We start from the raw sequence: 24,084 nt of genomic DNA, 5'->3' as shown, positions 1-24,084 counted from the left end.
AACCGTCTCGCGGCATACGCGGCGCCTCCAGCCTGATTTTTTTGGCTGGAGGCGTTTTTTTGTCTGTGGATAAAAGGATGGAGCAGTGCCCATATTTCACTGAACCCACACGAACCACCAAGGTCGATTAACTACACGGCTCACACGAGCCGATTTTTGGAGCTGACCCATGGATATCATTCGTATCATCATCGCCATTCTGCTGCCGCCACTGGGCGTGTTTCTGCAAGTCGGCTTCGCCGGTGCGTTCTGGCTGAATATCCTGTTGACCTTGTGCGGTTACTTTCCGGGCATCATCCACGCGGTGTACATCATTGCCAAGCGCTGAGGCCCTTAGCTTTTTGCGATGAGCCGTGAGTTGCGCTCGTTGCGAAAGGCCAACTGCTCGATGGTCTGAGTGGCGTGTTCGGCGTCTTCCCGTGCTTGAAGGATGATGCCGTGCTGCTCGGACTTGCTGCACACCGGGTCGGCATTGCTCGCGTCCCCCGTCAGCATGAACGCCTGGCAGCGGCAGCCGCCGAAGTCCTTTTCTTTTTCATCGCATGAGCGGCACGGCTCGGGCATCCAGTCGTAGCCGCGAAAGCGATTGAAACCGAACGAGTCGTACCAGATGTGCTGCATGCTGTGGTCGCGCACATTGGGAAATTGCACCGGCATCTGTCGGGCGCCGTGACAGGGCAGGGCGGTGCCGTCCGGTGTCACTGTGAGAAAAATGCTGCCCCAGCCATTCATGCAGGCTTTTGGGCGCTCTTCATAGTAATCCGGGGTAACGAAGATCAGCTTGCACGGGTGGCCTTCGGCTTCGAGCTTGGCGCGGTATTCGTTGGTGATGCGTTCGGCGCGCACCAGTTGTTCCTGAGTCGGCAACAGCCCCACACGATTGAGCTGTGCCCAGCCGTAGAACTGGCAGGTGGCGAGCTCGACGAAGTCTGCCTCCAAGGCAATACACAGCTCGATAATGCGGTCGATCTTGTCGATATTGTGCCGATGGGTGACGAAGTTCAGCACCATCGGATAACCATGCGCCTTCACCGCGCGGGCCATTTCCAGCTTTTGTGCAAAGGCTTTTTTCGAGCCGGCCAGCAGGTTGTTCACCTGCTCGTCGCTGGCCTGGAAGCTGATCTGGATATGGTCCAGCCCGGCCTTCTTGAAGTCGCTGATCTTCTGCTCGGTCAGGCCGATGCCGGAGGTGATCAGGTTGGTGTAGAAACCCAACTTGCGCGCCTCGGCGATCAGTTCGGCAAGGTCCTGGCGCACCAGCGGCTCACCGCCGGAAAAGCCCAACTGTGCGGCGCCCATTTCCCGTGCTTCGCGAAATACCTTGATCCACTGCTCGGTGCTCAGCTCCTTGCCCTGCTCGACGAAATCCAGCGGGTTGGAGCAATACGGGCACTGCAGCGGGCAGCGGTAGGTCAGCTCGGCGAGCAGCCACAGCGGCAGGCCGATGGCCGGTTTTTCAGGCAAGGGTGATCCAGTGCTCAGCACGGGCGACCTCCATGAATTGCTCGATGTCTTCACCGAGTTCAGGCACGCCGGGGAACTGCTTATCCAACTCGGCGATAATCGCTGCGACGTCGCGCTCGCCGTCGATCAGACCACCGATCAACGCGGCGCTGTCGTTGAGCTTGATCATGCCTTCAGGGTAGAGCAACACATGGCCTTTTTGCGCGGGCTCGTACTGGTAGCGGTAGCCCTGGCGCCAGGTCGGTTTTTTGCTGCGATCAAAGCTCATAGGGTGATCCCTTTATGCCAGACCCGCTGCTCGGTCACGCTGTGATAGGGCGGGCGGTTCAGTTCATAGGCCATGCTCATGGCATCCAGCATGCTCCACAGAATGTCCAGTTTGAACTGGAGAATTTCCAGCATGCGTTCCTGGCCCTCACGGGTGGTGTAGTGCTGCAGTGTGATCGCCAAACCGTGCTCCACATCGCGGCGGGCCTGGCCCAGGCGGGTGCGGAAATATTCATACCCGGCCGGGTCGATCCACGGGTAATGCTGAGGCCAGCTGTCGAGGCGCGACTGGTGGATTTGCGGGGCGAACAGCTCGGTTAAAGAGCTGCTGGCGGCTTCCTGCCAACTGGCGCGACGGGCGAAGTTGACGTAGGCATCCACCGCAAACCGCACACCGGGCAGCACCAGTTCCTGGGAGCGCAACTGGTCGGGGTCTAGGCCGACGGCCTGGCCCAGACGCAACCAGGCTTCGATACCGCCGTCTTCACCGGGCGCACCGTCATGGTCGAGCAGACGCTGAATCCACTCGCGGCGGATTTCCCGATCCAGGCAGTTGGCCAGGATCGCGGCATCTTTCAGGGGGATGTTCACCTGATAGTAGAAACGGTTGGCGACCCAGCCCTGGATCTGCTCGCGGGTGGCGCGACCGTCGTACATCGCCACGTGGTACGGGTGATGGATATGGTAGAAGGCGCCCTTGGCCCGCAAGGCTGCTTCGAATTCGGTGGTGGTCAGCGGTGTGTCAGTCACTTCGTCTGCTCCTACAATTCAATGCTCATGCCGTCGTAAGCCACTTCGACATTGCGCCGCACCAGGTCCGCTCGCTCGGGGGAATCTTCATCGAGGATTGGGTTGGTGTTGTTGATGTGGATAAGCACCTTGCGTTGCTCCGGCAACTGTTCGAGCACTTCAAGCATGCCGCCGGGGCCGTTCTGCGCCAGGTGGCCCATCTCTCGGCCGGTGCGGGTGCCGACGCCACGGCGCTGCATTTCGTCGTCATCCCACATCGTGCCGTCGACCAGCAGGCAATCGCTGCCGGCCATGATTTCCAGCAGCGGCGCGTCGACCTTGCCCAGGCCTGGGGCGTAGAACAGTTTGCCGCCGGTACGCAGGTCTTCGACGATCAGGCCGATGTTATCGCCCGGGTGCGGGTCGAAGCGGTGCGGCGAGTAGGGCGGCGCTGCACTGCGCAACGGCAGAGGGGTGAAGCGCAGGTTCGGACAGGCCGGGATGGTGAAACTGGCGTCCAGCTCGATGCGGTTCCAGGCCAGGCCGCCATTCCAGTGCGTGAGCATGGTGAATAGCGGGAAGCCGGTGCTCAGGTCTTCATGGACCATGTCGGTGCACCACACCTGGTGCGGGCAGCCTTCGCGCAGGCTCAAGAGGCCAGTGGTGTGGTCGATCTGGCTGTCCATCAGGATGATTGCGCTAATGCCGGTATCACGCAGCGCGCGGCCGGGTTGCATCGGGGCGAAGCCCTGTAGTTGCGCGCGAATATCCGGCGAAGCATTGCACAGCACCCAGTTAACACCATCGTCGGAGATCGCGATGGACGACTGGGTACGCGCCTGGGCCCGCAGGCTGCCGTCGCGAAAGCCTGCGCAGTTCACGCAGTTGCAGTTCCACTGCGGGAAGCCACCGCCGGCGGCGGAACCTAGAATCTGGACAAACATGGTCGCTCCATCAAGCAAAGCTCAAAACAAAAACGCCCCGGGCAAGCCGAGGCGTTGTATTACTCAGCCAATCAGCGGCTGGCGAAGTACATGGTGACTTCGAAACCGATGCGCAGATCAGTGTAAGCAGGTTTGGACCAGGTCATATTCATACTCCTACCAAGGGATGGGGCTTTCACTACCAAGTAATACATATAGTCCACCTCCAGTCGGAGATGTTCAGATGGTACGCAGGAATATTACTCAATTCTTTCCAAGTTAGCGCTGTCTTGGTGGAAAAAGCCTATTGCAGGGTTGGCAACGATCAGCCTGTCGTTTGCCAGGTATCGGTGATACGCGGGCTATTGGCCACGCAGCGCCAGCCACCTGTGGCGTCGTTCAGTTTCTGGGCTGCACGCTGCAAATCCTCGCGTGTGCGGGTTTGGATCAACTGTTGAAGTTGACCCAGATAGCCCGACGGATGACCGGCCAACTGTGCGTGCCAAAGCAGATCGGCGGCTTGGGCGATAGGCAGTACCTGGGCCGTGAATTGCTGGGCCAGGGTTTGGTTGCCCAAGTCGGCAGTGCTCTCGATCAACGACGGCAGTTGCCGTAGAAAGGTTTGCAGGTGATCGACGATCCCGGTCAGGGAAACGCTGGGAGACTGTACGCCAAACAGTAAGCCGGTTTGCCCGTTGATCTGTCGGATACCGCTGAATACGGCGTAGCCGAGTTGCAGTTCAACGCGCAGACGTTGGTAGAACGGTCCTTGGAGCAAATGCCCGAGCAGGCGCCATGCTGCCTCGTCGGCCAAGGATTGAGTCGGGGTTGGGCAAAACAGGAGCAGGGCGGCTTCGCTGGAATCGGTTTTCACCTCGTGCCAGCGGTGCTGGCCGTCGTCGAGGGCTTGGGGCTTGTATTCGATATTTGCTGGCTGCCCAGGCAGCCGCGCTGCTGCGGTTTTGATAGCCGCTTCACACGCGGCAGGCAAACCTGTCCCCAGCCCTTGCCAGCGTGCAGTGGTCCACGGCTCTGGTGCCTCACGGGACTCGGAATGAACGCCGGCACAGCAAACCGGCAACGCCTTAAGCAGTTCTCGGATCGCGATCATCGGCGCCGAAGTGGATGGTGGCTGGCGTTCACCGGATAGGCTCAGACTACGCGCAAGCTCTTCGAGCACTGCCGGAATGGTCTCGTGAAGACCGACCATTTTTACCAGCCAGTCGTGGGTGGTGATTTCGAAGGACAACTCGACGCCCGCCTGACGGGCATTTTCGGCCAACGGCTGTAACGTGTTCTCGAGCCCGGCGGGTACGGCTGAATCAAACCGCCATTGCAGGTACAGCGCGCCTTCATCGGTGTCATCCGCCAATGCCTGGCTGAATGTCAGCGCCGACACCTCCCGCCGTCCCCGAGAGCGATCCTGGGCAAAGGTTCGCAAACCCCGGTGGGCGCTGGTCTGACCGCGAATAAGGCCGGCGCGTTCTTCTTTAATCGGTGGGCGCAGGAACGGGTTGTTCGGTGGTAGTTGCCACAGATGTTCGGACGGCGGCAGGTGCAGTGAATCAAGCAGGGCCTGGAGGGCAGCGACGTCCTGTTCTGAAAGCTCTTTGCTGTCATGTCGAGCCAACGCCAAGGCGCCTTGGATGTGTTGTTGACGAGCAGCCAGCAGGGCGAACTCTTCCCGCAGTGAAGTCCAATCACTGCGTGCAAAAAAGCTCAGCCAGTCGTGCAGCAGCGTCTCGATCTGCGTCGCCGATTGGCTTTGGGGGCTGAGCGTAAAGTCGATATCCAGTACCGCCTGCCCGGCGAAGTGGTACAGCACAGTGGCTTGCAGGTCGGTGACCAACTGCTGTGTTTTCAATTCAGCCAGCAACCCGCCGGGTGCTGAGGCGTTGAGCCAGATGCAAAGGAAGTCCAGCGCTTCACGGGGCACATCACAGGTAATGACGTGATGCAGATGGTGATTGGCGTGGTGTTGATAACCCCGTGCCTGGCCTTGCATCAGTGCAGGTGGCGCGGTCTGTGGGCGGTGGGGCCCAGAGATCAAGGCTTCGCTGAATTGCAGTGCCAAGGCCTCCAGTTCTTCCAGCGGCTGCGGGCCAGCAAGGCTCAAGGTCATCTGCCCGCTCTGGTAAAACTGCAGATGGAAATCCCGCAATGCTAGCTGAAATGCCTCACGCTCAACCGGCAGACTGTCGCGGTTGCCCGCATGAAAGCCTCGCAGCGGATGATCAGCCGCCAGACCTTCCAGCAGTGCAACCTGCTGCTGCGCCGTGGCATCTTGGGACCAGGCGACAAACTCTGCGTGCAGTACTTCACGTTCACGCAGTTGGTCTTCGACCGTCAGGCGCGGATGGGTCAGCATGTTCGCCAACCGTTCCATCCCATCCGCAAAGGTGGAAACCGGCAGTTCAAAGAAGAAGTCTGTGGTGCGCTCACGGGTGCTGGCATTCACCTGCCCACCCTGGCGCTGTACGTACGCCATTAACCCTTCGCTCGTGGGAAACCGCTCGGTACCGAGAAACAGAAGATGTTCCAGAAAGTGCGCCAGTCCTGGCCACGCCAAAGGCACGTCATGGCTGCCGGCGGCAACCCGTAACACGGCGGCGCAACGCTTCAACCGCGGCGCATGGCGCAAGGAAACACGCAGGCCATTGGCCAGGGTCAGGTGAAGGTGATGAGGGTGGGCCGGCGCAGGCATGGGCACTTCCGAAACGTAGGAAGTGCCTATGCTAGCAAACCCGCCGGGTCAGGGCTTGTACAGCGCGCCGTACAACTCAGGGCGGCGGTCTTGCAGGTAGTGATTGGCGGCGCGGGCATCGATGATCGATTGGCGATTCAGCGTGCCGACGATCAAGGCTTCATCCAGGCCCGCTTGCGCGATGCGCTGACCATCCGGCGCGGCAATGCTGCTTTGCCCACAGTATTGAATCGCGCCTTCATGCCCGCAGTAGTTGGCGTAGGCCACGTAACATTGATTTTCAAAGGCCCGCGCCCGCACGGTTACGTCGGCGACAAAGTCGAACGGCACCATATTGGCGGTGGGCACCAGGATCAGCTCGGCACCGGCCAAGGCCAGGCGACGGGTGTTTTCCGGGAACTCCAGGTCGTAGCAGATCAGGAATCCCAGTTTCCAGCCGTTCAATTCCACCAACGGGAAATCACCCTCGCCGGCACTGAACATTGAGTGGTCCAGATCGCCAAACAAATGAGTCTTGCGGTAGTTGCACAGGCGCTGGCCATGGGCATCGATCAACTGCACCGCGTTGTAGATCTGCCCGTCCTCGGCCCGCTCCGGATAACCGTACACAATCGCCAGCCCGGCGCTTATTGCCAGTTCGGCAATTGCCAGTGCTGATGGCCCGTCTTGCGCTTCGGCCAGAGCGCCGACAGCTGCGGCGCCGATGTTGTAACCAGTGAGGAACATCTCCGGCAGCACCAGCACATCGGCACCCGATGCCTCATGCGCGAGCTGGTGCAGGCGCTTGAGGTTACCGGCGACATCCAGCGGCAGTGGTGGGCATTGGTACAGGGCGACACGCATGCTCAACTCCTTAATCGGCCAGGGCGATTGGCCCGATTTCGTCAAACACATCACCCGGCCCCGGGTTCTCAGGGTGAGTGCCACCGCCGAAGTGGGTCATGATGCCCCACACGGCGTTCAGTGAGGTTTGCACCGCGCCCTCCACCCAGGCAGGAGTCCAGGAAACGTCGTCCCCAGCGATAAAAATCCCACGTTGTTCGGCGGGCATGTCCTTCTGCATAAAGTGCGCATACATCCGCTGGTTGTAGCGATAGTGGCCGGGTAGCGCGCCTTTGAAGGCCCCGAGGAAATGCGGGTCGGCTTCCCAGGACACGGTGATCGGATCGCCGATGATGCGTGCCTTGATGTCGACTTTCGGGTAGATCTTTTTCAGCGCGTCGAGGGCCAGCTTCACGCGCTTATCGATGGGCTGCGGCAGCATTTTCAGCGCGTCGCTCATCCACGAGTACGACAGGCAGATCACGCCCGGTTTATCGTCGCCGTTATCGAACAGGTAAGTGCCGCGGGTCAGGCGATCGGTGAGGGTCATGCTCATCAGGTCGCGGCCGGTTTCCGGGTCTTTGTCTTTCCAGAACGGGCGGTCGACCATCACGAAGGTCTTCGACGATTGCATGTAGCGGGTGCGGTCCAGGGCCATCCACATCTTTTGCGAGAACAGGGATTCGTCGCATTCGATCTGGGTGGTCAGCAGCCAGCTCTGGCAGGTGGTCAGCACGGCGGCGTATTCGCGGGTGTCGCCGTAGTTGTCGGTCACCGCGAAACGGCCACCCGGTGCGTGGGCGATGCGCTTCACGCCCGCCCGTGGCGCACCTCGGTGCAATGAACTGAGGCTAGTGCCTGCCGGCCAGTGGGCGCAGCGCTCCGGCACGTGGCGCCAAATGCCCATGGGCACTTGCGCCACGCCGCCGACTACCAAGTGCTGGTGATCGTCGCAGTTGGTCATCACCACACGGAAGATTTCCAGCATGGAGTTGGGGAAATCCGAGTCCCAGCCGCCAGTGCCGAAACCCACCTGGCCAAACACTTCGCGGTGCAGGAAGGACAACTTGGCGAAGGCCTTGGAGGTGGCGACGAAGTCATAGAACGTGCGGTCGTCCCACAACGGCACCAGTTTGTTCCAGAGTTCCTTCAGGCGTGGCACATCGCGGTCGCGGATGGCTTGCTGGATATCGCCGAACTGCGAACCGGCTTCCAGGGCATCAGCCCAGGCATCGGCGACTTCCTGGAACAACACCGGCAAGTCGGAGAGTTTTTGTGCGTAATGAGTCTGGCCTTCCAGGTCGATCACCGTGCTGCCGGAGGCCGGGGTCAGCGGGTTGGGGAACGGTTTGGTCTCCAGGCCCAGCTTGTCTACATAGTGGTAGAACGCTGTAGACGACACGGGGAAACGCATGCCACCCAGCTCGGCGATGATGCCCTCGGCGCCTTCAAACGCCTGGGAGCGCAAGCGACCGCCCATCTTCGAGGCTTCGTACACCACGGGTTTGAGGCCAAGTTTCATCAGTTCGTAGGCGGCAACCAGGCCAGCAATCCCGGCACCGACAACCGCCACTTCGGCACCATGGTTGGCGGCCGGGATACTGCCCAGGCCTGCCGGGTGTTCGATCCAGTCATCAAAGGCAAACGGAAAATCCGGGCCGAAGATGGTGATGGGTTTTTTACCGTCTGCAGGGTGGCGATTGTTTTTGTTGAATGCGTTCATGGCTGACCTGGCTGGCAACTCGGCGGGGCACGTCCCGCAGAGTATAGGAAAAGATGGCAGCCAGTTTAGGGGGCGTTGCGTTCGTTAATAAGACGCAAAGTGTCGTCGAATTGGATTGTTTTAAGCCAAAATGACGAGGTTTGTGGTCAGATTGGTTGGCCGCGATCCAGTTTGCTGCTGAGGATGATCGAAGTGGTGGTTTTCTCCACACCGTCGACGCTGCCGATCTGGTCCAACAACTGATCAAGTTGTTCCGGTGAGTCAGTGCGTAGCCACGCCACGTAATCGAACTCGCCACTCACGGCGCACAGTTGTTGAACTTGAGCCATGGCACTCAGCTTGCGCAGTACTTCCTTGCCCGAGCGCGCTTGCACCGTGATCCCCACATAGGCCTGCAACCCCCCATCGACGATACGTTGGCCGAGACGCACGCCATAACCGGTAATCACCTGGGTTTTCTCCAGGCGTGCCAGGCGCGACGTCACCGTGGTGCGTGCGATACCCAACTGCCGAGCAAGCATGGCCACGCTTTCGCGGGCGTTGATCTGCAGGGCGGCGATCAGTTGGCGGTCGATTTCATCTAGGACTGGCAAAGGGAGAGCTCCAGTGCGGGCGGCAAGAGGGGCTACATGTTACAGACTTCCAGACACACAAAAGCCGCGCAATGCGCGGCTTTCGAATTGGTGGGCCCACACGGACTTGAACCGTGGACCAAAGGATTATGAGCCCGAATAAAAGCCCAATCCCTATTGGGGAAAACCCGTAAATCGTAGATTTTATTGTGTTTTTGTTCATATGTGCCGAATAGATTTACGGCTAGTGTGGACGCTTTGTGGACGGCCTTCTGCAACATCCGTTGCTCCCCTTTGCAAAACCTCTCACATCGTGCAATCACCATTCCCCATGACGTCCCACGGCCGGCCTAGTCTGGAGCCCTGATTGCATCACCTTGATGGTTTGCACAAAAAGCCAACGCAAAGCCCGTCGGCGGGAGGGGGATAAGTGCTTTTTCACAGAGATTTTTCTGTTGGTCCAGCTTTTAGCCGATAGCCGCCAGCGAGTTGATCACAAAAGGATTGTATTGATAACAATGATTACTTTAGTACCATCAACCTCAGACGTACAAACCGAGACAGATCTGAATCAAACTAAAGTGTGATACACCTAAAAAACAACTGCGCAGAATGGAGTTCAAAGTGGACGATAAAAAGAAGTGTGTTTACTGCGCTAGCCTCGGCCCATTTTCCGACGAGCATGTATTTCCCGCAGGCATGGGTGGAGACGATAACAACTTCATCCTTATTGATTCAGTATGTGCCAACTGCAACACAAAAGTCTTTTCAGGCCTTGAGCTTTCGTTAATGCGAAGATCACCGACAGGTCTCGGTAGAAAATTCATGCAGTCAAAAACAAGAGAAAGAGGCGCACATACATCCAAGCCAACGATTGAAACTAGAAATCACTTCATCATAGACGAATCAGGAAGGCTGCTAGAAGCCGAAGACGACAAACATGGAATAGAGACGATATTAGCCCAATGCATATTCGAAGGTGGAAAAATACACTATGTCGCGCAGGACTCCCCACACTTATTAAAACTATATAAGGCCCTCGAAACCTCCTTAAACAGCCCAATAACAAACATAATCAAAAAGATCGATCCCAAAACATTCGAAATTACTACGTATGAGTGGAAAGATGACAAATACAACTTATCCAAGCAAGAAACTCTCAACAAGCCGCCATCCACAGGAATATGGTCAGCAACGCCGTCGGACAAAAGCAAAAATTATGAATCTAGATTCTTCCAAAGACTCAAAGGACAAGTAGTACTAAAAACGCAAAACAGCGAAACTCACGCCACACTCCTAAGAAGCATGAGAAGAACGCTCCCGAGCATCCAAAACAAACATATTGATGCTCAACCAAATACCATCAACAACCCATTAGTACAAATAGAAATGACTGTGGACATACCCGAGTCTGAACGCGCCATTGCCAAGATAGGCCTAAACCTTTTCATTCATACATTCGGAGTAATGGCAGCAAGCTATGCAGAATTTGACCAAGTTAAAAGTTCTATATTAACAGGACTTCCAGAACTACCATTTTCTTCTTTTGGCGAGAATACAGAAAAAACCATTTCAGACTTGTTCGGCAATACCCCGGAAAAATGCCATTGTGCAATGCTAATGGCTATCCCTTCCACCCTCGGCGGAAGGGATATATATTTTAACGCAAAACTGTATGGGGCAGGGACACACAAAGTACTACTAGCAAGCAATTCAATAACTACAAACCTTGAACTTCCAATTTATTTCTTAATAAATTATGAAACCAACAAAATTGAAAAACTTTCAATGCTTGAATACCAATTAAAACATGGAACCATTATGGACGGACTACCAATCAGCCTGACACGACACAGGTCTTAATACGCCTTAAAACCCTAGACCCTCCGAACATTATTGAAAGCCGTCAGATGACGGCTTTAGTAACTCTACAATCGTACTACCTTTGATAATCCCAAATTCAGTCGATAGGTAGCGTGACACCCCCTACAACTAAAACGATCCCATACCCTATCAACAGGAACAGACATTGTTGCTTCACAACCGCATCTGAACACCACTGCCTTAGCATGTTGCAATACCTGCCCACCATCTTCACGCGTTACTTTTTTCCAAAACAGGCCACACGACTTATTATTACATCTAACTAACTCATCATCCTCAAATTCAAACTGCCCAATACAAACGGCCTCGCCACACTCACAGACCGCGTTAATTATGCTTTTCACGGCCAAAATAACAGTCGCAGACAACACATGTTCTATGTCAGATATAATCTCATCCAAATTTCCAGAAGGAACATGGCGCTCCCCGTCCTTAAACTTCATGGGCGCATGCAAATACGAGCCAAGCTTATTATAATGCTTTCTGAATACCCTCCACCTAATCGCCTTACTTTCTGCGGCCTCCTCCCACTCATCAGGGAGGGTATCAACAGAATTAGAAGATCCAATACTTAGCACCCCATCAAACTCCGACTCAGGGCTAAACGAAGCAAGCTTCCTAATAATTTGATCTGGCTTCCATTGCCCAACAATACTTCCTGGAATTTCATCTCCGAACTGCTCAAGTTGCCGATAAGCTATAATTTCCAGGCAAAACCTAAGCTCAAGACAAGCATACTTAAATGAATGCTGACCTGAATCATTCAATAGTTTTTTTGCACGCTCAAGATAATCCTTCACCCCATAAAGATCCATTTGTCACTCCAGGATTAGATCCGTGTTTTTCAATCGCACCAACGACTATATCTTCACAAGGTGATTGCTTTCAACTTCTCCGAAATTTTTACCACCTCTGCTCCTACCTTAATAAAATCACCTGAGCTATTTGGTACAGGAGTTGGACCATGAACATGGTTCGCCAACTGGACATTCATCTGCTGTACTAGGTCGAGCAATTCACATAGCACCTGTAGAACGTTCACGCCCTCGGCCCCCAACCAGGTCTTGGGCGCGACTAGACGCTGACCGACCGCCGCCACGCTCTCTCGCATCCCCTGAATCCTTTCCTCCATATCCCCACCCACCGTGGCGTTATGCTTCTGCCCCACCACCAGGTTCAAATCCCGCCCAGTCGCCTGGTGCAGATCATCCACCGCCGCCAGGCTCGCAGATCCGCCAGACAGCAGCTTGAGCGCGCCCAGCGCCTCGATCGTCTTGATCCCACCCACTGACTCTGTAGAATGGTCGTCCACCCAAGCACGATACCCGTAAATTATTAGACTTGGCTGAGCGTTGGTACACGGTGCATGGCCAGAACTTGAAGACGGATGAGCAACGGTTGTCGTTGCTACGCAACATGATTTTGCGAATGGGTAATCCGAAGGCTTCGTCATTTAACGCTGCCGACTTTGCTCAGTACCGTGCAGAGCGTGCAGAAGGGCGGCACTCGCGACAAACTCCTGGCAGAGGATTTGCAAAGGACGGTGAGGACGCCAAGCCGACCAGCGCCAACATGCTCAATCATGAGTTGGTGTACCTAAGGGCTATGTTTAATGAGTTGGGACGTCTCGGTGAATGGGAAACCGATAACCCGCTAGCCAAAGTCCGTAAGCTTAAATTTGACGAAACTGAGATGGTCTATCTATTGGACGACCAAATAGTTGCCCTCTTGGGAGATCTTCATCAACGCGACTCCGATGCTTGTCTCATCGCGCAGATATGTTTGGCGACTGGTGCAAGGTGGGGTGAGGCTGAAAGTTTGCTGGCGCGTCAGGTGCGCCACGGATTAATTCATTACAACAAAACCAAATCCAGTAAAAACAGGTCTGTGCCTATTTCGAGCGACCTTGAAAAGCGGTTGAGGGAAAGGCTCCCATTTACGCCTGCCTACAATACGTTTCGTCGCTCGGTTGACGCGATAGGTCTAGAGCTGCCCGATGGTCAAATGACTCATGTCCTCCGCCACACTTTTGCTAGCCATTACATGATGAATGGTGGAGATATCCTGACATTACAAAGGGTGTTGGGGCATGCGACATTGGCAATGACGCAAAAGTACGCTCATTTTAGCCCTGGCCACATGGCTGAGGTTGTAAGGCTGAATCCTATGGCTAATAAATTTCTAAGGAGTAGTGATGGGGGATAAGTCAGAAAGTAATTGGATAAGGAAGTCATTTCTTATGGACTCCATTGCGCCTTCGCAAGCTTCAGAAAAGATCAAACTGAAAGTGCCATTGCGTAAGGTTTTAGAGGCTGTCCCATTGAGTATATTGGGTGCATCTCTTCTTGAGTTGGAGTTGAATCAAGAAGAGTGGCATAAATTGGCGTCTAGCGATGAACTTAGGGCGGTAGCGGAAAAATGGAGTTCCATGATAGAGGGCAGCAATCTGCTCGTAACGCTGCCCCGCGCCTTTGACAACTTAACAGGTTCCTTTAAAACATTTAGAGCGTTCAAGGAGTCTCCTCAGTTTAGAATGCTGACCTCGGATATCTCAGTTGTTGAAGTGGCAGATGTTCATAACTACTCTGATACGATTGATGTGGAGATACTGTTTTCTGGTAGGGTAAGCTCCACGGCGTCAGGTCCTTTAAAAAAGAAAATCCTTAAGCTGGTAAGAGATAGAGAACATTTAGGCTTAAGTAATCTACAGGTGGCTTTACGCATATTCGGCTTACTTTTAACTTTGGCTGGTAGTAATGCTTCTTCTTTGCTTGTAAAGGGTTTTTATATTGCGGAGAAGGCTGTTGCTCTTGACGGCTTAGTTGGAGTCGTCTGTAGAGTTTTGCCTCCTGAGCCTAAGGGGTGGAGTGTCTATACATCTTTATGTAGGGCGCAGAAAGGTCAGGATATTGCCCAAGACGGTGTGTGGCTGGTTAAAAGTGCGAACGTTAACCTTCGGGCTGAGCCTGCCTCTAGCTCAGAATCGTTGGGTAAAGTACAGCCTTTACAGACCTTCACCCCGCTTGATGACCCTGAAAACAACGGTTGGATAAAGGTGTCCCTGGAGCTGGATGGCGTGCGAATGCAAGGGTGGATCTATAAGAAATTTGTAGCGTTCAAAAAACCCGATAAAAAATGACTGTGGACGTCTTGTGGACGGAGTCCGCTTTTTGCAATCTGATTGATCAATTTTCTCAGCCGCCAGAAACGACAAAAGCCGCGCAATGCGCGGCTTTGGAGTTGGTGGGCCCACACGGACTTGAACCGTGGACCAAAGGATTATGAGTCCTCTGCTCTGACCAACTGAGCTATAGGCCCTCAGTAGGTCGCGGATTATAGCGATGGTTTCTCCGCTGTGCTATCCGAAAAGTCTGAAACACGCATGTGAAGGAAGGTTGCGGCAAAAAGCTCCGGTGGTAGGGGCAGGCTGACGATGTAGCCTTGCATCTGTTCACAGCCCTCTGCGGCGAGGAAGGCTTGCTGCGCCGAGTTTTCCACGCCTTCGGCGATGATGGTGAATTGCATGCTGTGGCCCAGGGCGATGATGGCGCGCACGATGGCGGCATCGTGAGGGTCGTCGGGCAGGCCGCGGACGAAGGACTGGTCGATCTTGAGGAAATCCAACGGCAGACGCTTGAGGTAGCTGAGGGATGAATAGCCGGTGCCGAAATCATCAATCGCCAGTTGGACGCCCAGGCGTTTCAGCTGATGCAGCACCTCCAGCGCCTCTTCGGCCTGGCTCATGATGAAGTTTTCGGTGATCTCCAGTTGCAGGCTGCCTGGCTCGAGAGCGTAATCGCGTAGCAACTGTTTGATGCGCGTCAGCAGATTGGGGTGACGCAGTTGTGCTCCGGCAAGGTTCACCGACAGCGGTCCGAAGTCATCGAAGGCGTCTTTCCATATATTCATTTGTCGGCACGCCTGCTCCAGTACCCAGTCGCCAATCTGCAGGATCATGCCATTCTCTTCGGCCAACGCGATGAAGTGCTCGGGCGGAACGTCTCCAAAGGTCGGGTGATGCCAGCGGATCAGCGCTTCGGCGCCAATCAGCTCTTGTGTCAGCAGACTCAGTTTCGGTTGGTAAAAGAGGCTCAACTCTTCACGCTCAATGGCGCGACGCAGTTCGTGTTCCAGTGCCACGCGTTCGTTGGCCTGGGCCGTGAGGTCCCGGGTGTAGCTTTCAACCCGGTTGCGGCCTTTGGCCTTGGAGCGGTACATCGCGGCGTCGGCATTTTTGACCAGGGTGGCGACGTCGGTGCCGTCTTGGGGGTACAAGCTGGTGCCGATGCTGGCGCTGATAAAGAACTCGTGCTCGCCCGCCTGAAAGGGAGGGGTGAAACACGCGAGCAGTTTATTGGCCAGGTGCTGGGCATCGCTGGCTTGTTGAAGGCCGGGTAGCAGGATGATGAATTCGTCGCCACCCAGGCGTGCAACGGTGTCGATATCACGCAGTTGTTCCTTGAGGCGTACGGCGATGTCCTTGAGCAGCAGGTCGCCGATCGGGTGACCCAGGCTGTCATTGATGTGTTTGAAGCGGTCCAGGTCGAGAAACAGCACGGCGCCTTGGTTGCCGGTTTCCCGTTGGTTGTTTAGAGCTGCCAGCAGTCGGTTTTCAAACAGGGTGCGGTTGGGCAGGCCAGTGAGCGGGTCGTGGTGCGCCTGGTAATCAAGGCGTGCCTGCGCGTGCTTGAGACTGGAGATGTCGGCAAACACGGCGACAAAGTGCGTGATCAGTTGGTCGCGGTTGCGCACGGCGCTGATGGTCAGCCAACTGGGATACAACTCGCCGTTCTTGCGGCGGTTTGAAATCTCACCCTGCCAATGACCTTGGGCCGTCAGTTGATGCCACATCGCTGCGTAGAACGCGCTGTCGTGCAGGCCAGAGGCGAGCAGGCGAGGGGTGTGGCCGAGGGCTTCGGCTTCGCTGTAACCGGTGATCTCACTGAACGCGCGGTTAACGGCGCTGATGTTCTGCCGGGTGTCGGTGATCAACACGCCTTCGGCGGTGCTTTCGAACACGGTGGCGGCTTGTTGGAGCTTTTCCTGCATCATCTGGCGCTCGGTGATGTCCCGGGCAATGGTCAGCATGCAATCTTCTTCGCCGATGGGCAGTGGACGGCTGGACAGCTCGCAGAGGCGAATCAGGCCATCGGCGCGGCGGATATGGCAGATGAAGTCGCAGACAAAGCCGTCGCGCTGCATCAGTTCCAGCATGTGTTTGCGTTCGTTGAGGTCGACCCAGATACCCAGGTCCAAGGTCGATTGGTCGAGGGACGCTGCGCTGGGGTATCCGGTCAGACGGCTGAAGCCCTCGTTCACTTCAATCAGCAGCCCATCGCGCTGACGGCTCAATAGCAAACCGTCGGGTGAGGCATGGAAGGCCTTGGCGAATTTCTCTTCGGAAGTTTGCAACTGTTGTTGGGTTTTCTTGAGTTGGGTGATATCACGAACGACCACTACCAGGGCCTCGGTGGTATCGAGTTGGAACGGCTCCGCTGAAATCAGTCCGGTGAACGCTTGCCCATTGCTGCGCAGAAAAGGCATTTCCAGGTTGCGGATGCTGGTGGTTTGTACCTGTTGTAGCAGCTCGGGGCCGACGCCTTGAATCCCCCAGATATTCAGTTCGGTGGCGGTTTTACCCACGACCTCTTCGGCGGTCAGGCCAATCTGGTCCTCGAATGCCTTGTTGACTTCAAGCAGGCAGCCATCTGACAACCGGGCGATCACCAGAATGTCCGGGCATTGCTGGAACACCGAGGCAAATTTCTGCTCGGAAAGCTGTAGTGCTTCTTCGGTACGTTTGGTTTCACTGATATCGATCATCAAGCCGCGTAGCACCGGCTCATGGCCGTGCTCGATCAGACTGACAATGTCGCGCACCCACAAGCAGCGGCCGTCGGCGGTGATTACCCGATAATCGAGGCTGTAATCGCGGTTGGCGCGGGTTTCCTGATAGGAGTAGGCCTCGGCTCGCGCCAGGTCGGCGGGGTGGATGATGTTGCGCCAGAAGCCGGGAATCAGCCAGTGGGCGCGAGGGTAGCCCAGCAGGTCTTCGGCGTGGGGCGACACGTAGCTGTAGGTGAAATCGCTGATGCTGGCTTCCCAGGCGATGGCGGATAGACTTTCCACCAGGCCGCGATAGTGGTATTCGCTGCTGCGCAGCTCTTGCTCAAGTGCGACCCGACGGGAAATTTCCGAACTGAGTCGACGGTTGATTCGAATCACGATGACCAGCACGGTGCTCAGCAGTAGTACCGCTGGCAGGCCGTACGTCAACAAGTCGGCCCAAAACGTACGGTGATCGGAGAGGCTGCCTACCCAGTGTTGCTGGATAGCGTCGGTTTCATCTGGGCTGAGGTCAGCGAGAACCTTGTCCAGAATTCCCACCAGTATTTTCTCATCCCGCGGTACACCCATTGCCAACTGATAGCGGTAGGGCGTTTCGCCGCTGACGTACAAACCATCGAGTTTGAGCTGGCGCAGGCTCCAGACGCTGGAGGCCAGGTCACCGACCACCGCATCCACTTCGTCCGTAGCCAGGGCCTGCAACGTCGAGCTGACGTTGGGCATGGCCACCAGGTTGAGGTCGGGGTGATGGGTGCGCAGCAATTCGTGGGGGGCGTAGTTTTCTACCACGGCAATCTTGAGCCCATACAAGTCTTTGAGGTTGCGCGGTTTGGCGCCGCCTTCATGGGCGAGGATGACGATGGGGAAGTCGAGATACGGGCGCGTGAAGGCCAAAAAGCTTTGACGCTCCGGTGTGGACATGATGCCGGGCAGCAGGTCCAACTGATTGTTTTTGGCTTGCTCGAGTACGGCGGTCCAGTTAACGGGCTCGATCAGCTTTATCTTGACGCCCAGGCGGTCCTGAATCAGGCGCACATAGTCGGCGGCCAGGCCTTGATAACGACCATTTTCGTCACGGTATTCGAAGGGTGGCCAAGAGGCATCCACCCCCAGGCGCAGTTCCTGATGGTCCGTCAACCAGCCACGCTCATCATCAGTAAGAGTCAACGCGCGAGCCGTTGCGGTCCAGGTCAGCAACGACAGCAGTATCACGGTCGGCAGTCTGGGCATAACGGTCTCGTTATGGCACGGGGAATGTTTCGAGTGTAGACGGGCATTACGGGGGAGGGGTGTTGCGAGGCATTTAATCTATAGAAAGTAATCTGTAGAAAGCAAAACCCCCGGCCTGGGCCGGGGGTTCTGGTATCACTCGTCGAGGAAGGAGCGCAGATGCTCGCTTCGCGTCGGGTGGCGCAACTTGCGCAGCGCCTTGGCTTCGATCTGACGGATCCGCTCACGGGTCACGTCAAACTGCTTACCGACTTCCTCAAGGGTGTGGTCGGTATTCATGTCGATGCCGAAGCGCATGCGCAGTACCTTGGCTTCACGGGCAGTGAGGCCGGACAGTACGTCGCGAGTCGCTTCCTTAAGGCTCTCAACAGTGGCGACATCGATTGGCGACTGCATGGTCGAGTCTTCGATGAAGTCACCCAGATGGGAGTCTTCGTCATCACCAATCGGGGTTTCCATGGAGATCGGCTCTTTAGCGATCTTCAATACCTTACGGATTTTATCCTCAGGCATTTCCATGCGTTCGCCCAGCTCTTCCGGGGTCGGTTCACGACCCATTTCCTGCAACATCTGCCGGGAAATACGGTTGAGCTTGTTGATCGTCTCGATCATGTGCACCGGAATACGGATGGTGCGAGCCTGGTCGGCGATCGAGCGAGTGATCGCCTGACGGATCCACCAGGTGGCATAAGTCGAGAACTTGTAGCCGCGACGGTATTCGAACTTGTCCACAGCCTTCATCAAGCCGATGTTGCCTTCCTGGATCAGGTCGAGGAATTGCAGGCCACGGTTGGTGTACTTCTTGGCGATGGAGATCACCAGACGCAAGTTCGCTTCAACCATCTCTTTCTTCGCGCGGCGGGCCTTGGCCTCACCGATCGACATACGACGGTTGATGTCCTTGATCTCGGCAATCGTCAAACCGGTCTCGGTTTGCAGTGCGATCAGCTTTTGCTGGCAACGAAGGATGTCCGGTTGCAGGCGACCAATGGCTTCGGCGTATTTGCCTTTACCTTTGGCGAGGCCGTCGGACCAGCTTTCGTCAACTTCGTTGCCCGGGAACTGGCGCAGGAAGTCAGCACGCGGCATGCGTGCATCACGCACACAGAGCTGCATGATTGCCCGCTCTTGGGCGCGCAGACGCTCAAGGGCACTGCGAACGCGCTCAACCAGGCCTTCGAATTGCTTCGGGACCAGCTTGATCGGCATGAACAGCTCAGCCAGGGCCACCAGCTCGGCAATTGCCTGCTTGTTAGCGCGACCGTGCTTTTTCAGTGCCTTGCGGGTGATTTCCATTTGATCGGAAACCGCACCGAAACGCTGGGCAGCGATGATCGGGTCTGGACCGCTTTCGACTTCATCTTCGTCGTCGCCGCTGGCTTCAGCGTCGTCGTCTTCCGAGTCATCGTCCGCTTTCGCGGCTTTCGCATCGACAGGCGGCGGTACTTCGGCAGCAGGCGGCGCAATGCCATCGTCTGGGTCGATATAACCGCTCAGAACGTCGGACAGGCGGCCACCTTCGGTGGTGACGCGGGTGTACTCGGAGAGAATATGGTCAACCGTGCCAGGGAAGTGCGCGATTGCGCCCATCACTTCACGGATACCCTCTTCGATACGCTTGGCGATTTCAATTTCGCCTTCGCGTGTCAGTAGCTCGACGGTACCCATTTCACGCATATACATGCGCACAGGGTCGGTGGTACGACCGATATCGGTCTCCACAGCAGCCAGCGCGGCAGCAGCTTCTTCAGCGGCAGCCTCGTCGGTATCGGCGTCCGCCAGCATAAGGGAATCCTTATCTGGCGCAGCTTCGAATACGTTGATCCCCATGTCGTTAATCATGCGGATGATGTCTTCCACCTGCTCTGGATCTGAAATATCCTCAGGCAGGTGGTCGTTGACCTCCGCGTAAGTCAGGTAACCCTGCTCACGACCGAGAACGATCAACTCTTTGATACGAGACTGCTGTTGCGCTTTTCCGGACATAACACCCTATCCACTGAAGGTCTTGGCGGGCAAAAAACAAGCCGAGGATTATACCCGAGCTATGACCTCACACGCCAGCTGAGGTCGGGTTTGATACGCAAACGTTCTGTTTTAAGAGGTCGCGCATCTGTTTTGCTATCTGAATTTGCTCTTCAGCCGATAATCCCGGCTGCTTTGCTCGTTTGATGAGTTCATCGAGGGTCTGCGTGTGCTGACCCGCAGATAACCTAGTAATGGTGTCTAAAAACTGTTGTTCAAGGTTATCGCCGTCAATTAGCCACTCCTTTTCCGCGAGTGCTTTCAGGAGGCGCCCTTGTTCGGTGCCATGCCAACGAGCCATCAATTGAATTGAGTTTAGCTTAGGATTTTTTTGTACCGCCTCGATCAGGGCGATCAGCACCTGGGCGTAGGTGTTGCTCTCGTTGGCAAAATGGTCGGCGCTCTCAACCTTGCCCGCCAGCTGCGGGTGGTGGATAAGCGTTCGTAGCGCAATGAGTGTTGGGGCTTCTACGGCGACAGGCGTTCGCGGTGCGTAGGCTTCATCGCGGTCACCGCGCTTTCCGTTCTTGCTCCAGGGTTTCTTGTCCCATTTCTTGCCGCCGGCGCCGGGTTTCTTCGGTGTCCATTCCTGCTGGGGTGCGTAGGCGTCTTGCGGTTGGTGGAAGTCGGCGTAGTCCGGCATGGCGTCGTAATCCATGCCTGGGTCATAGGCGGGTGGTGCGTCTTGCGGTGCGCTGTGCACCAGTTGGCTGACGGCCTCACCGCTCAAGCCTGTGATTTCCAGTAGTCGTTGGCGCATCAGGGTGCGCAGGTTGGCACCTGGGACCTTGTCAATCAGCGGTGCCGCGAGGGTGGCCATATGGGCCTTGCCTTCGAGGGAGCGCGGGTCGGCTTCTTCGGTCAATTGCTGGAAGAAATAATCCGCCAACGGCTGCGCATGTTGGTTGATGCGTGCGCGGAACGCGTCGGTGCCTTCGGAGCGCACCAGGGTGTCCGGGTCCTCACCTTCGGGCAGGAACAGAAAGCGTGCGCGGCGCCCATCCTGCAGGCTCGACAGCGTGGCTTCGAGCGCGCGCCAGGCGGCATTGCGGCCGGCTTGGTCGCCGTCGAAGCAAAACAGCACGCTGGGCACTACGCGAAACAGGCGCTTCAAGTGTTCTTCGCTGGTGGCTGTGCCGAGGGTTGCCACGGCGTTGCGCAAACCCTGTTGGGCGAGAGCGATCACGTCCATATAGCCTTCGACCACGATGATCTCATCGAGGTTTCGGTTGTTTTTGCGCGCTTCGAACAGGCCGTAGAGTTCCTGGCCTTTGTGAAATACCGGGGTTTCCGGGGAGTTCAGGTACTTGGGTTTGTCGTCTCCCAATACCCGTCCGCCAAAGGCGATGATCCGTCCGCGGCTGTCGCGGATCGGGAACATCACGCGGTCACGGAAGCGGTCATAACGCTTGCCGGTTTCGGCATTTTCCACCAGCAGGCCGGCGTCGATCATGGCCTTTTGCTGAAGTGTGTCACTACTCAGGTGCTTGTACAGGTTGTCCCAGCCAGGCGGCGCGAAGCCGAGCCCAAAGTCTCGGGCGATCTCACCCGTAAGGCCTCGGCCTTTGAGGTAGTCGACGGCGGCCTTGCGCTGTGGATGACTTTTAAGTGCCTGACGGTAAAAGTCGGCAGCTGCAGTCAGCAGCGGGTACAGCGGCGAATCGGTGGGTTGTCGCGGTTTGTGCGGGCGACCACTTTCTTCGCGGGGGATTTCCATGCCGGCGGCTTTCGCCAGGTCTTCGACGGCCTGGGGGAAGTCCAGGTTGTCGTGGTCCATCAGGAAGCCGAGGGCATTGCCGCCCGCGCCGCAGCCGAAGCAGTAATAGAACTGCTTGTCGGGACTGACGCTGAACGATGGGGTCTTTTCTTTATGGAACGGGCAGCAGGCGGTGTAGTTTTTGCCGGCTTTTTTCAATTGCACGCGCGAGCTGACAACATCGACGATGTCGGTGCGGTTCAGAAGGTCGTCAATAAAGCTCTGGGGAATCAGCCCGGCCATGGCGTTCTCGTCATCACTGCGTGTAAATGAGGGCCCGTGAAGTGCTCAAGCGCACGTATCGAGTGGCTCGACCATCAATCGTCTGCTTGGGCTGTCAGGAAGTGTATCTGCCGAATATTCACTGACGTTAGTTTCTCTCAGTGTTCGGTGTAGAAATGTTGCCCTGGCCTCCGGGGTTGACCCATGCAGGTCTCGGAAGTTCATCGATGGGCACAGCCGACACGGTGATCGTCTGCTAAGGAATAAGTGTGCTCGTCAGTAGCCTTGTTAGGCTCGTCAGAAGAGACGTGCACCGCTGGCAAAAGAGCCAGTCCTGACGTGTGAAGCAGTTGTCTCGGTCGCGTGTGCGGCGTCGACGATGAAGCATCAAGCGATGTCCGCAAATGCCAATAGCCCGGCTGAGGGCCGGGCTTGGCAGAAGCTTGCTACGAACGTCTGTGTATTAGTACAGACGAACGGCGCGGCGCTGTTCGCGCTGAACTTTCTTAGCGTGACGCTTAACAGCGGCTGCTGCTTTACGCTTACGCTCAGAAGTTGGCTTCTCGTAAAATTCGCGGCTACGAACTTCAGCCAGTACACCGGCTTTTTCGCAGGAGCGCTTGAAACGACGCAGAGCTACGTCGAAGGGTTCGTTCTCTTTAACTTTGACGGCTGGCATCCAGAGCTACCTTCTTTCATTACCGGGATCAACGTTCTCGTCGCAAAAAATTCGCGGCTGAGGTCGTCGGTTTTTAAGGGTTGCGGATGTTAACCCCTCATTGGCCGGAATGCAAAGCCTCTGATCGAAAACCGCTAGTCGGGAGGGGGAGTGGCGACTATTATGCGCGCCTTCGAATTCAGCCTCTACAAGGCGCAAACCCATGCTAGTACTGGGACTTGAAACCTCCTGCGACGAAACCGGTGTCGCACTTTACGACAGTGAACGCGGGCTTTTGGCCGATGCGCTGTTCAGTCAGATCGACCTGCACCGTGCCTATGGCGGCGTAGTGCCGGAGCTGGCCAGCCGTGATCACGTCAAGCGCATGCTGCCATTGATTCGCCAGGTTCTGGACGAGGCCGGCTGCGTACCGACCGAGATCGATGCGATTGCCTACACCGCAGGCCCCGGATTGGTCGGAGCCCTGCTGGTTGGGGCCTCTTGCGCCCAGGCGCTGGCCTTTGCCTGGGGTATCCCGGCGCTCGGTGTTCACCATATGGAAGGCCATTTGTTGGCGCCTATGTTGGAAAAAACACCGCCAGAGTTCCCGTTCGTCGCTTTGTTGGTTTCGGGTGGCCATACGCAGTTGGTTCAGGTCGATGGAATCGGCCAATACACTCTTCTGGGTGAGTCCCTGGATGACGCCGCAGGCGAAGCTTTCGACAAAACCGCGAAGATGATGGGCCTCAATTACCCTGGCGGCCCGGAAATTGCGCGTCTTGCCGAGAAGGGCGTTCAAGGCCGCTATACGTTTCCGCGCCCGATGTGCGATCGCCCGGGCCTGATGTTCAGCTTCAGCGGTCTGAAGACCTCCGCGTTGAATACCTGGCAGCAGAGCGTCAGCGCCGGGGACGACAGTGAGCAAGCCCGTTGCGACATCGCGCTGGCGTTCCAGCAGGCCGTGGTGGAGACTTTGACCATCAAGTGCAAGCGGGCCCTGAAGCAGGCGGGTATGAAGCGTCTGGTGATCGCGGGTGGCGTCAGCGCCAACAAGGCCTTGCGTACGTCATTGGAAAAAATGCTCGGTGATATGAAGGGCGATGTGTTCTATGCGCGCCCCGAGTTCTGCACCGACAACGGCGCAATGATCGCCTATGCCGGTTGCCAGCGATTACAGGCTGGGCAACATGAAAGCCTGGCGATCAGCGTGCAGGCACGCTGGCCGATGGAGCAGTTGTCACCGTTGTAGCGCTCTGGC

The 24,084-nt window shown here is 56.4% G+C and carries 19 protein-coding genes, 1 tRNA gene and 1 pseudogene; 5 read left to right on the top strand and 16 right to left on the bottom strand.

The window, feature by feature from the left end; all coding sequences use genetic code 11:
* Positions 1-169 precede the first annotated feature (169 nt).
* Positions 170-328 carry a YqaE/Pmp3 family membrane protein gene (locus tag BFL40_RS15780; RefSeq protein ID WP_010207008.1) on the top strand — a complete coding sequence of 53 codons (159 nt, stop codon included), beginning with the start codon at positions 170-172 and terminating at the stop codon, positions 326-328.
* A gap of 5 nt (positions 329-333) precedes the next feature.
* Here the strand turns inward: BFL40_RS15780 and pqqE are convergent, their stop codons facing one another.
* From pqqE to BFL40_RS15735, 9 genes are all read right to left on the bottom strand, one after another.
* Entirely contained in the window at positions 334-1,464 is a 1,131-nt protein-coding gene (pqqE, locus tag BFL40_RS15775) for a pyrroloquinoline quinone biosynthesis protein PqqE (RefSeq protein WP_071484867.1), read from the bottom strand.
* The gene (gene pqqD / locus BFL40_RS15770) at positions 1,457-1,732 is read right to left on the bottom strand and encodes a pyrroloquinoline quinone biosynthesis peptide chaperone PqqD (RefSeq protein WP_046069808.1); all 276 of its coding nucleotides are present in this window, start codon (positions 1,730-1,732) and stop codon (positions 1,457-1,459) included. Before pqqD ends, pqqE begins: the two co-directional genes overlap by 8 nt.
* On the bottom strand, positions 1,729-2,481 hold the full coding sequence (gene pqqC / locus BFL40_RS15765) for a pyrroloquinoline-quinone synthase PqqC (protein WP_071484866.1): 753 nt from the start codon (positions 2,479-2,481) through the stop codon (positions 1,729-1,731). The genes pqqD and pqqC overlap by 4 nt, the downstream gene beginning before the upstream one ends.
* Positions 2,482-2,492: 11 nt before the next feature.
* A complete protein-coding gene (gene pqqB / locus BFL40_RS15760; RefSeq protein WP_071484865.1) occupies positions 2,493-3,404 on the bottom strand; it encodes a pyrroloquinoline quinone biosynthesis protein PqqB in 912 nt (303 codons plus the stop codon).
* Between the two features lie 71 nt (positions 3,405-3,475).
* Positions 3,476-3,550: a pyrroloquinoline quinone precursor peptide PqqA gene (pqqA, locus tag BFL40_RS15755; protein WP_003194766.1), complete on the bottom strand. Its 75-nt coding sequence runs from the start codon at positions 3,548-3,550 to the stop codon at positions 3,476-3,478.
* A 158-nt stretch (positions 3,551-3,708) separates the two neighbouring features.
* Positions 3,709-6,087: a pyrroloquinoline quinone biosynthesis protein PqqF gene (gene pqqF, locus BFL40_RS15750; RefSeq protein ID WP_071484864.1), complete on the bottom strand. Its 2,379-nt coding sequence runs from the start codon at positions 6,085-6,087 to the stop codon at positions 3,709-3,711.
* A gap of 48 nt (positions 6,088-6,135) precedes the next feature.
* Positions 6,136-6,930 carry a carbon-nitrogen hydrolase family protein gene (locus BFL40_RS15745; protein WP_071484863.1) on the bottom strand — a complete coding sequence of 265 codons (795 nt, stop codon included), beginning with the start codon at positions 6,928-6,930 and terminating at the stop codon, positions 6,136-6,138.
* Positions 6,931-6,940: 10 nt separating this feature from the next.
* Entirely contained in the window at positions 6,941-8,632 is a 1,692-nt protein-coding gene (locus BFL40_RS15740) for a flavin monoamine oxidase family protein (protein WP_071484862.1), read from the bottom strand.
* Between the two features lie 146 nt (positions 8,633-8,778).
* A complete protein-coding gene (locus BFL40_RS15735; RefSeq protein ID WP_071484861.1) occupies positions 8,779-9,225 on the bottom strand; it encodes an Lrp/AsnC family transcriptional regulator in 447 nt (148 codons plus the stop codon).
* A 603-nt stretch (positions 9,226-9,828) separates the two neighbouring features.
* On the opposite strand from BFL40_RS15735, the gene BFL40_RS15730 reads away from it, so the two are divergent.
* On the top strand, positions 9,829-11,067 hold the full coding sequence (locus BFL40_RS15730; RefSeq protein ID WP_071484860.1) for a hypothetical protein: 1,239 nt from the start codon (positions 9,829-9,831) through the stop codon (positions 11,065-11,067).
* A gap of 65 nt (positions 11,068-11,132) precedes the next feature.
* On the opposite strand, the gene BFL40_RS15725 is transcribed toward BFL40_RS15730, so the two are convergent.
* Together BFL40_RS15725 and BFL40_RS15720 are read right to left on the bottom strand one after the other, a co-directional pair.
* A complete protein-coding gene (locus BFL40_RS15725; RefSeq protein ID WP_071484859.1) occupies positions 11,133-11,903 on the bottom strand; it encodes a hypothetical protein in 771 nt (256 codons plus the stop codon).
* Positions 11,904-11,956: 53 nt separating this feature from the next.
* A pseudogene (locus BFL40_RS15720) lies at positions 11,957-12,400 on the bottom strand (hypothetical protein); the annotation flags it as partial.
* A gap of 50 nt (positions 12,401-12,450) precedes the next feature.
* Between BFL40_RS15720 and BFL40_RS15715 the strand changes: the two are divergent.
* Both BFL40_RS15715 and BFL40_RS15710 read left to right on the top strand, forming a co-directional pair.
* Positions 12,451-13,293 carry a phage integrase gene (locus BFL40_RS15715; RefSeq protein WP_439896725.1) on the top strand — a complete coding sequence of 281 codons (843 nt, stop codon included), beginning with the start codon at positions 12,451-12,453 and terminating at the stop codon, positions 13,291-13,293.
* A 34-nt stretch (positions 13,294-13,327) separates the two neighbouring features.
* On the top strand, positions 13,328-14,227 hold the full coding sequence (locus tag BFL40_RS15710; protein ID WP_159440220.1) for an SH3 domain-containing protein: 900 nt from the start codon (positions 13,328-13,330) through the stop codon (positions 14,225-14,227).
* A gap of 102 nt (positions 14,228-14,329) precedes the next feature.
* Here BFL40_RS15710 and BFL40_RS15705 read toward each other — a convergent pair.
* The 5 genes from BFL40_RS15705 to rpsU all read right to left on the bottom strand — a co-directional run bounded on the left by BFL40_RS15705 (position 14,330) and on the right by rpsU (position 22,847).
* Positions 14,330-14,406: transfer RNA gene (locus tag BFL40_RS15705), tRNA-Ile, on the bottom strand.
* Between the two features lie 15 nt (positions 14,407-14,421).
* Complete coding sequence (locus BFL40_RS15700) at positions 14,422-18,165, bottom strand: bifunctional diguanylate cyclase/phosphodiesterase (RefSeq protein ID WP_071484857.1); 3,744 nt, start codon at positions 18,163-18,165, stop codon at positions 14,422-14,424.
* A gap of 135 nt (positions 18,166-18,300) precedes the next feature.
* Positions 18,301-20,151 carry an RNA polymerase sigma factor RpoD gene (gene rpoD, locus BFL40_RS15695; RefSeq protein ID WP_071484856.1) on the bottom strand — a complete coding sequence of 617 codons (1,851 nt, stop codon included), beginning with the start codon at positions 20,149-20,151 and terminating at the stop codon, positions 18,301-18,303.
* A 67-nt stretch (positions 20,152-20,218) separates the two neighbouring features.
* Positions 20,219-22,189: a DNA primase gene (gene dnaG, locus BFL40_RS15690; RefSeq protein ID WP_071484855.1), complete on the bottom strand. Its 1,971-nt coding sequence runs from the start codon at positions 22,187-22,189 to the stop codon at positions 20,219-20,221.
* Between the two features lie 442 nt (positions 22,190-22,631).
* A complete protein-coding gene (gene rpsU, locus BFL40_RS33050; RefSeq protein WP_002551877.1) occupies positions 22,632-22,847 on the bottom strand; it encodes a 30S ribosomal protein S21 in 216 nt (71 codons plus the stop codon).
* Between the two features lie 202 nt (positions 22,848-23,049).
* On the opposite strand from rpsU, the gene tsaD reads away from it, so the two are divergent.
* A complete protein-coding gene (tsaD, locus tag BFL40_RS15680; RefSeq protein WP_071484853.1) occupies positions 23,050-24,075 on the top strand; it encodes a tRNA (adenosine(37)-N6)-threonylcarbamoyltransferase complex transferase subunit TsaD in 1,026 nt (341 codons plus the stop codon).
* The last annotated feature ends 9 nt before the right edge of the window (positions 24,076-24,084 follow it).

This window comes from Pseudomonas costantinii, assembly GCF_001870435.1.
GTDB lineage: Bacteria > Pseudomonadota > Gammaproteobacteria > Pseudomonadales > Pseudomonadaceae > Aquipseudomonas > Aquipseudomonas costantinii.
This window is presented reverse-complemented; position numbering and strand designations above follow the sequence as displayed.

Bases quoted from the DNA above. Each gene is read 5' to 3' on its own strand.
- BFL40_RS15780 (WP_010207008.1), top strand. From the start codon at position 170: ATGGATATCATTCGTATCATCATCGCCATTCTGCTGCCGCCACTGGGC.
- pqqD (WP_046069808.1), bottom strand. From the start codon at position 1,732: ATGAGCTTTGATCGCAGCAAAAAACCGACCTGGCGCCAGGGCTACCGC.
- pqqB (WP_071484865.1), bottom strand. From the start codon at position 3,404: ATGTTTGTCCAGATTCTAGGTTCCGCCGCCGGCGGTGGCTTCCCGCAG.
- pqqF (WP_071484864.1), bottom strand. From the start codon at position 6,087: ATGCCTGCGCCGGCCCACCCTCATCACCTTCACCTGACCCTGGCCAAT.
- BFL40_RS15745 (WP_071484863.1), bottom strand. From the start codon at position 6,930: ATGCGTGTCGCCCTGTACCAATGCCCACCACTGCCGCTGGATGTCGCC.
- BFL40_RS15740 (WP_071484862.1), bottom strand. From the start codon at position 8,632: ATGAACGCATTCAACAAAAACAATCGCCACCCTGCAGACGGTAAAAAA.
- BFL40_RS15725 (WP_071484859.1), bottom strand. From the start codon at position 11,903: ATGGATCTTTATGGGGTGAAGGATTATCTTGAGCGTGCAAAAAAACTA.
- BFL40_RS15710 (WP_159440220.1), top strand. From the start codon at position 13,328: ATGGACTCCATTGCGCCTTCGCAAGCTTCAGAAAAGATCAAACTGAAA.
- BFL40_RS15700 (WP_071484857.1), bottom strand. From the start codon at position 18,165: ATGCCCAGACTGCCGACCGTGATACTGCTGTCGTTGCTGACCTGGACC.
- rpoD (WP_071484856.1), bottom strand. From the start codon at position 20,151: ATGTCCGGAAAAGCGCAACAGCAGTCTCGTATCAAAGAGTTGATCGTT.
- dnaG (WP_071484855.1), bottom strand. From the start codon at position 22,189: ATGGCCGGGCTGATTCCCCAGAGCTTTATTGACGACCTTCTGAACCGC.
- rpsU (WP_002551877.1), bottom strand. From the start codon at position 22,847: ATGCCAGCCGTCAAAGTTAAAGAGAACGAACCCTTCGACGTAGCTCTG.
- tsaD (WP_071484853.1), top strand. From the start codon at position 23,050: ATGCTAGTACTGGGACTTGAAACCTCCTGCGACGAAACCGGTGTCGCA.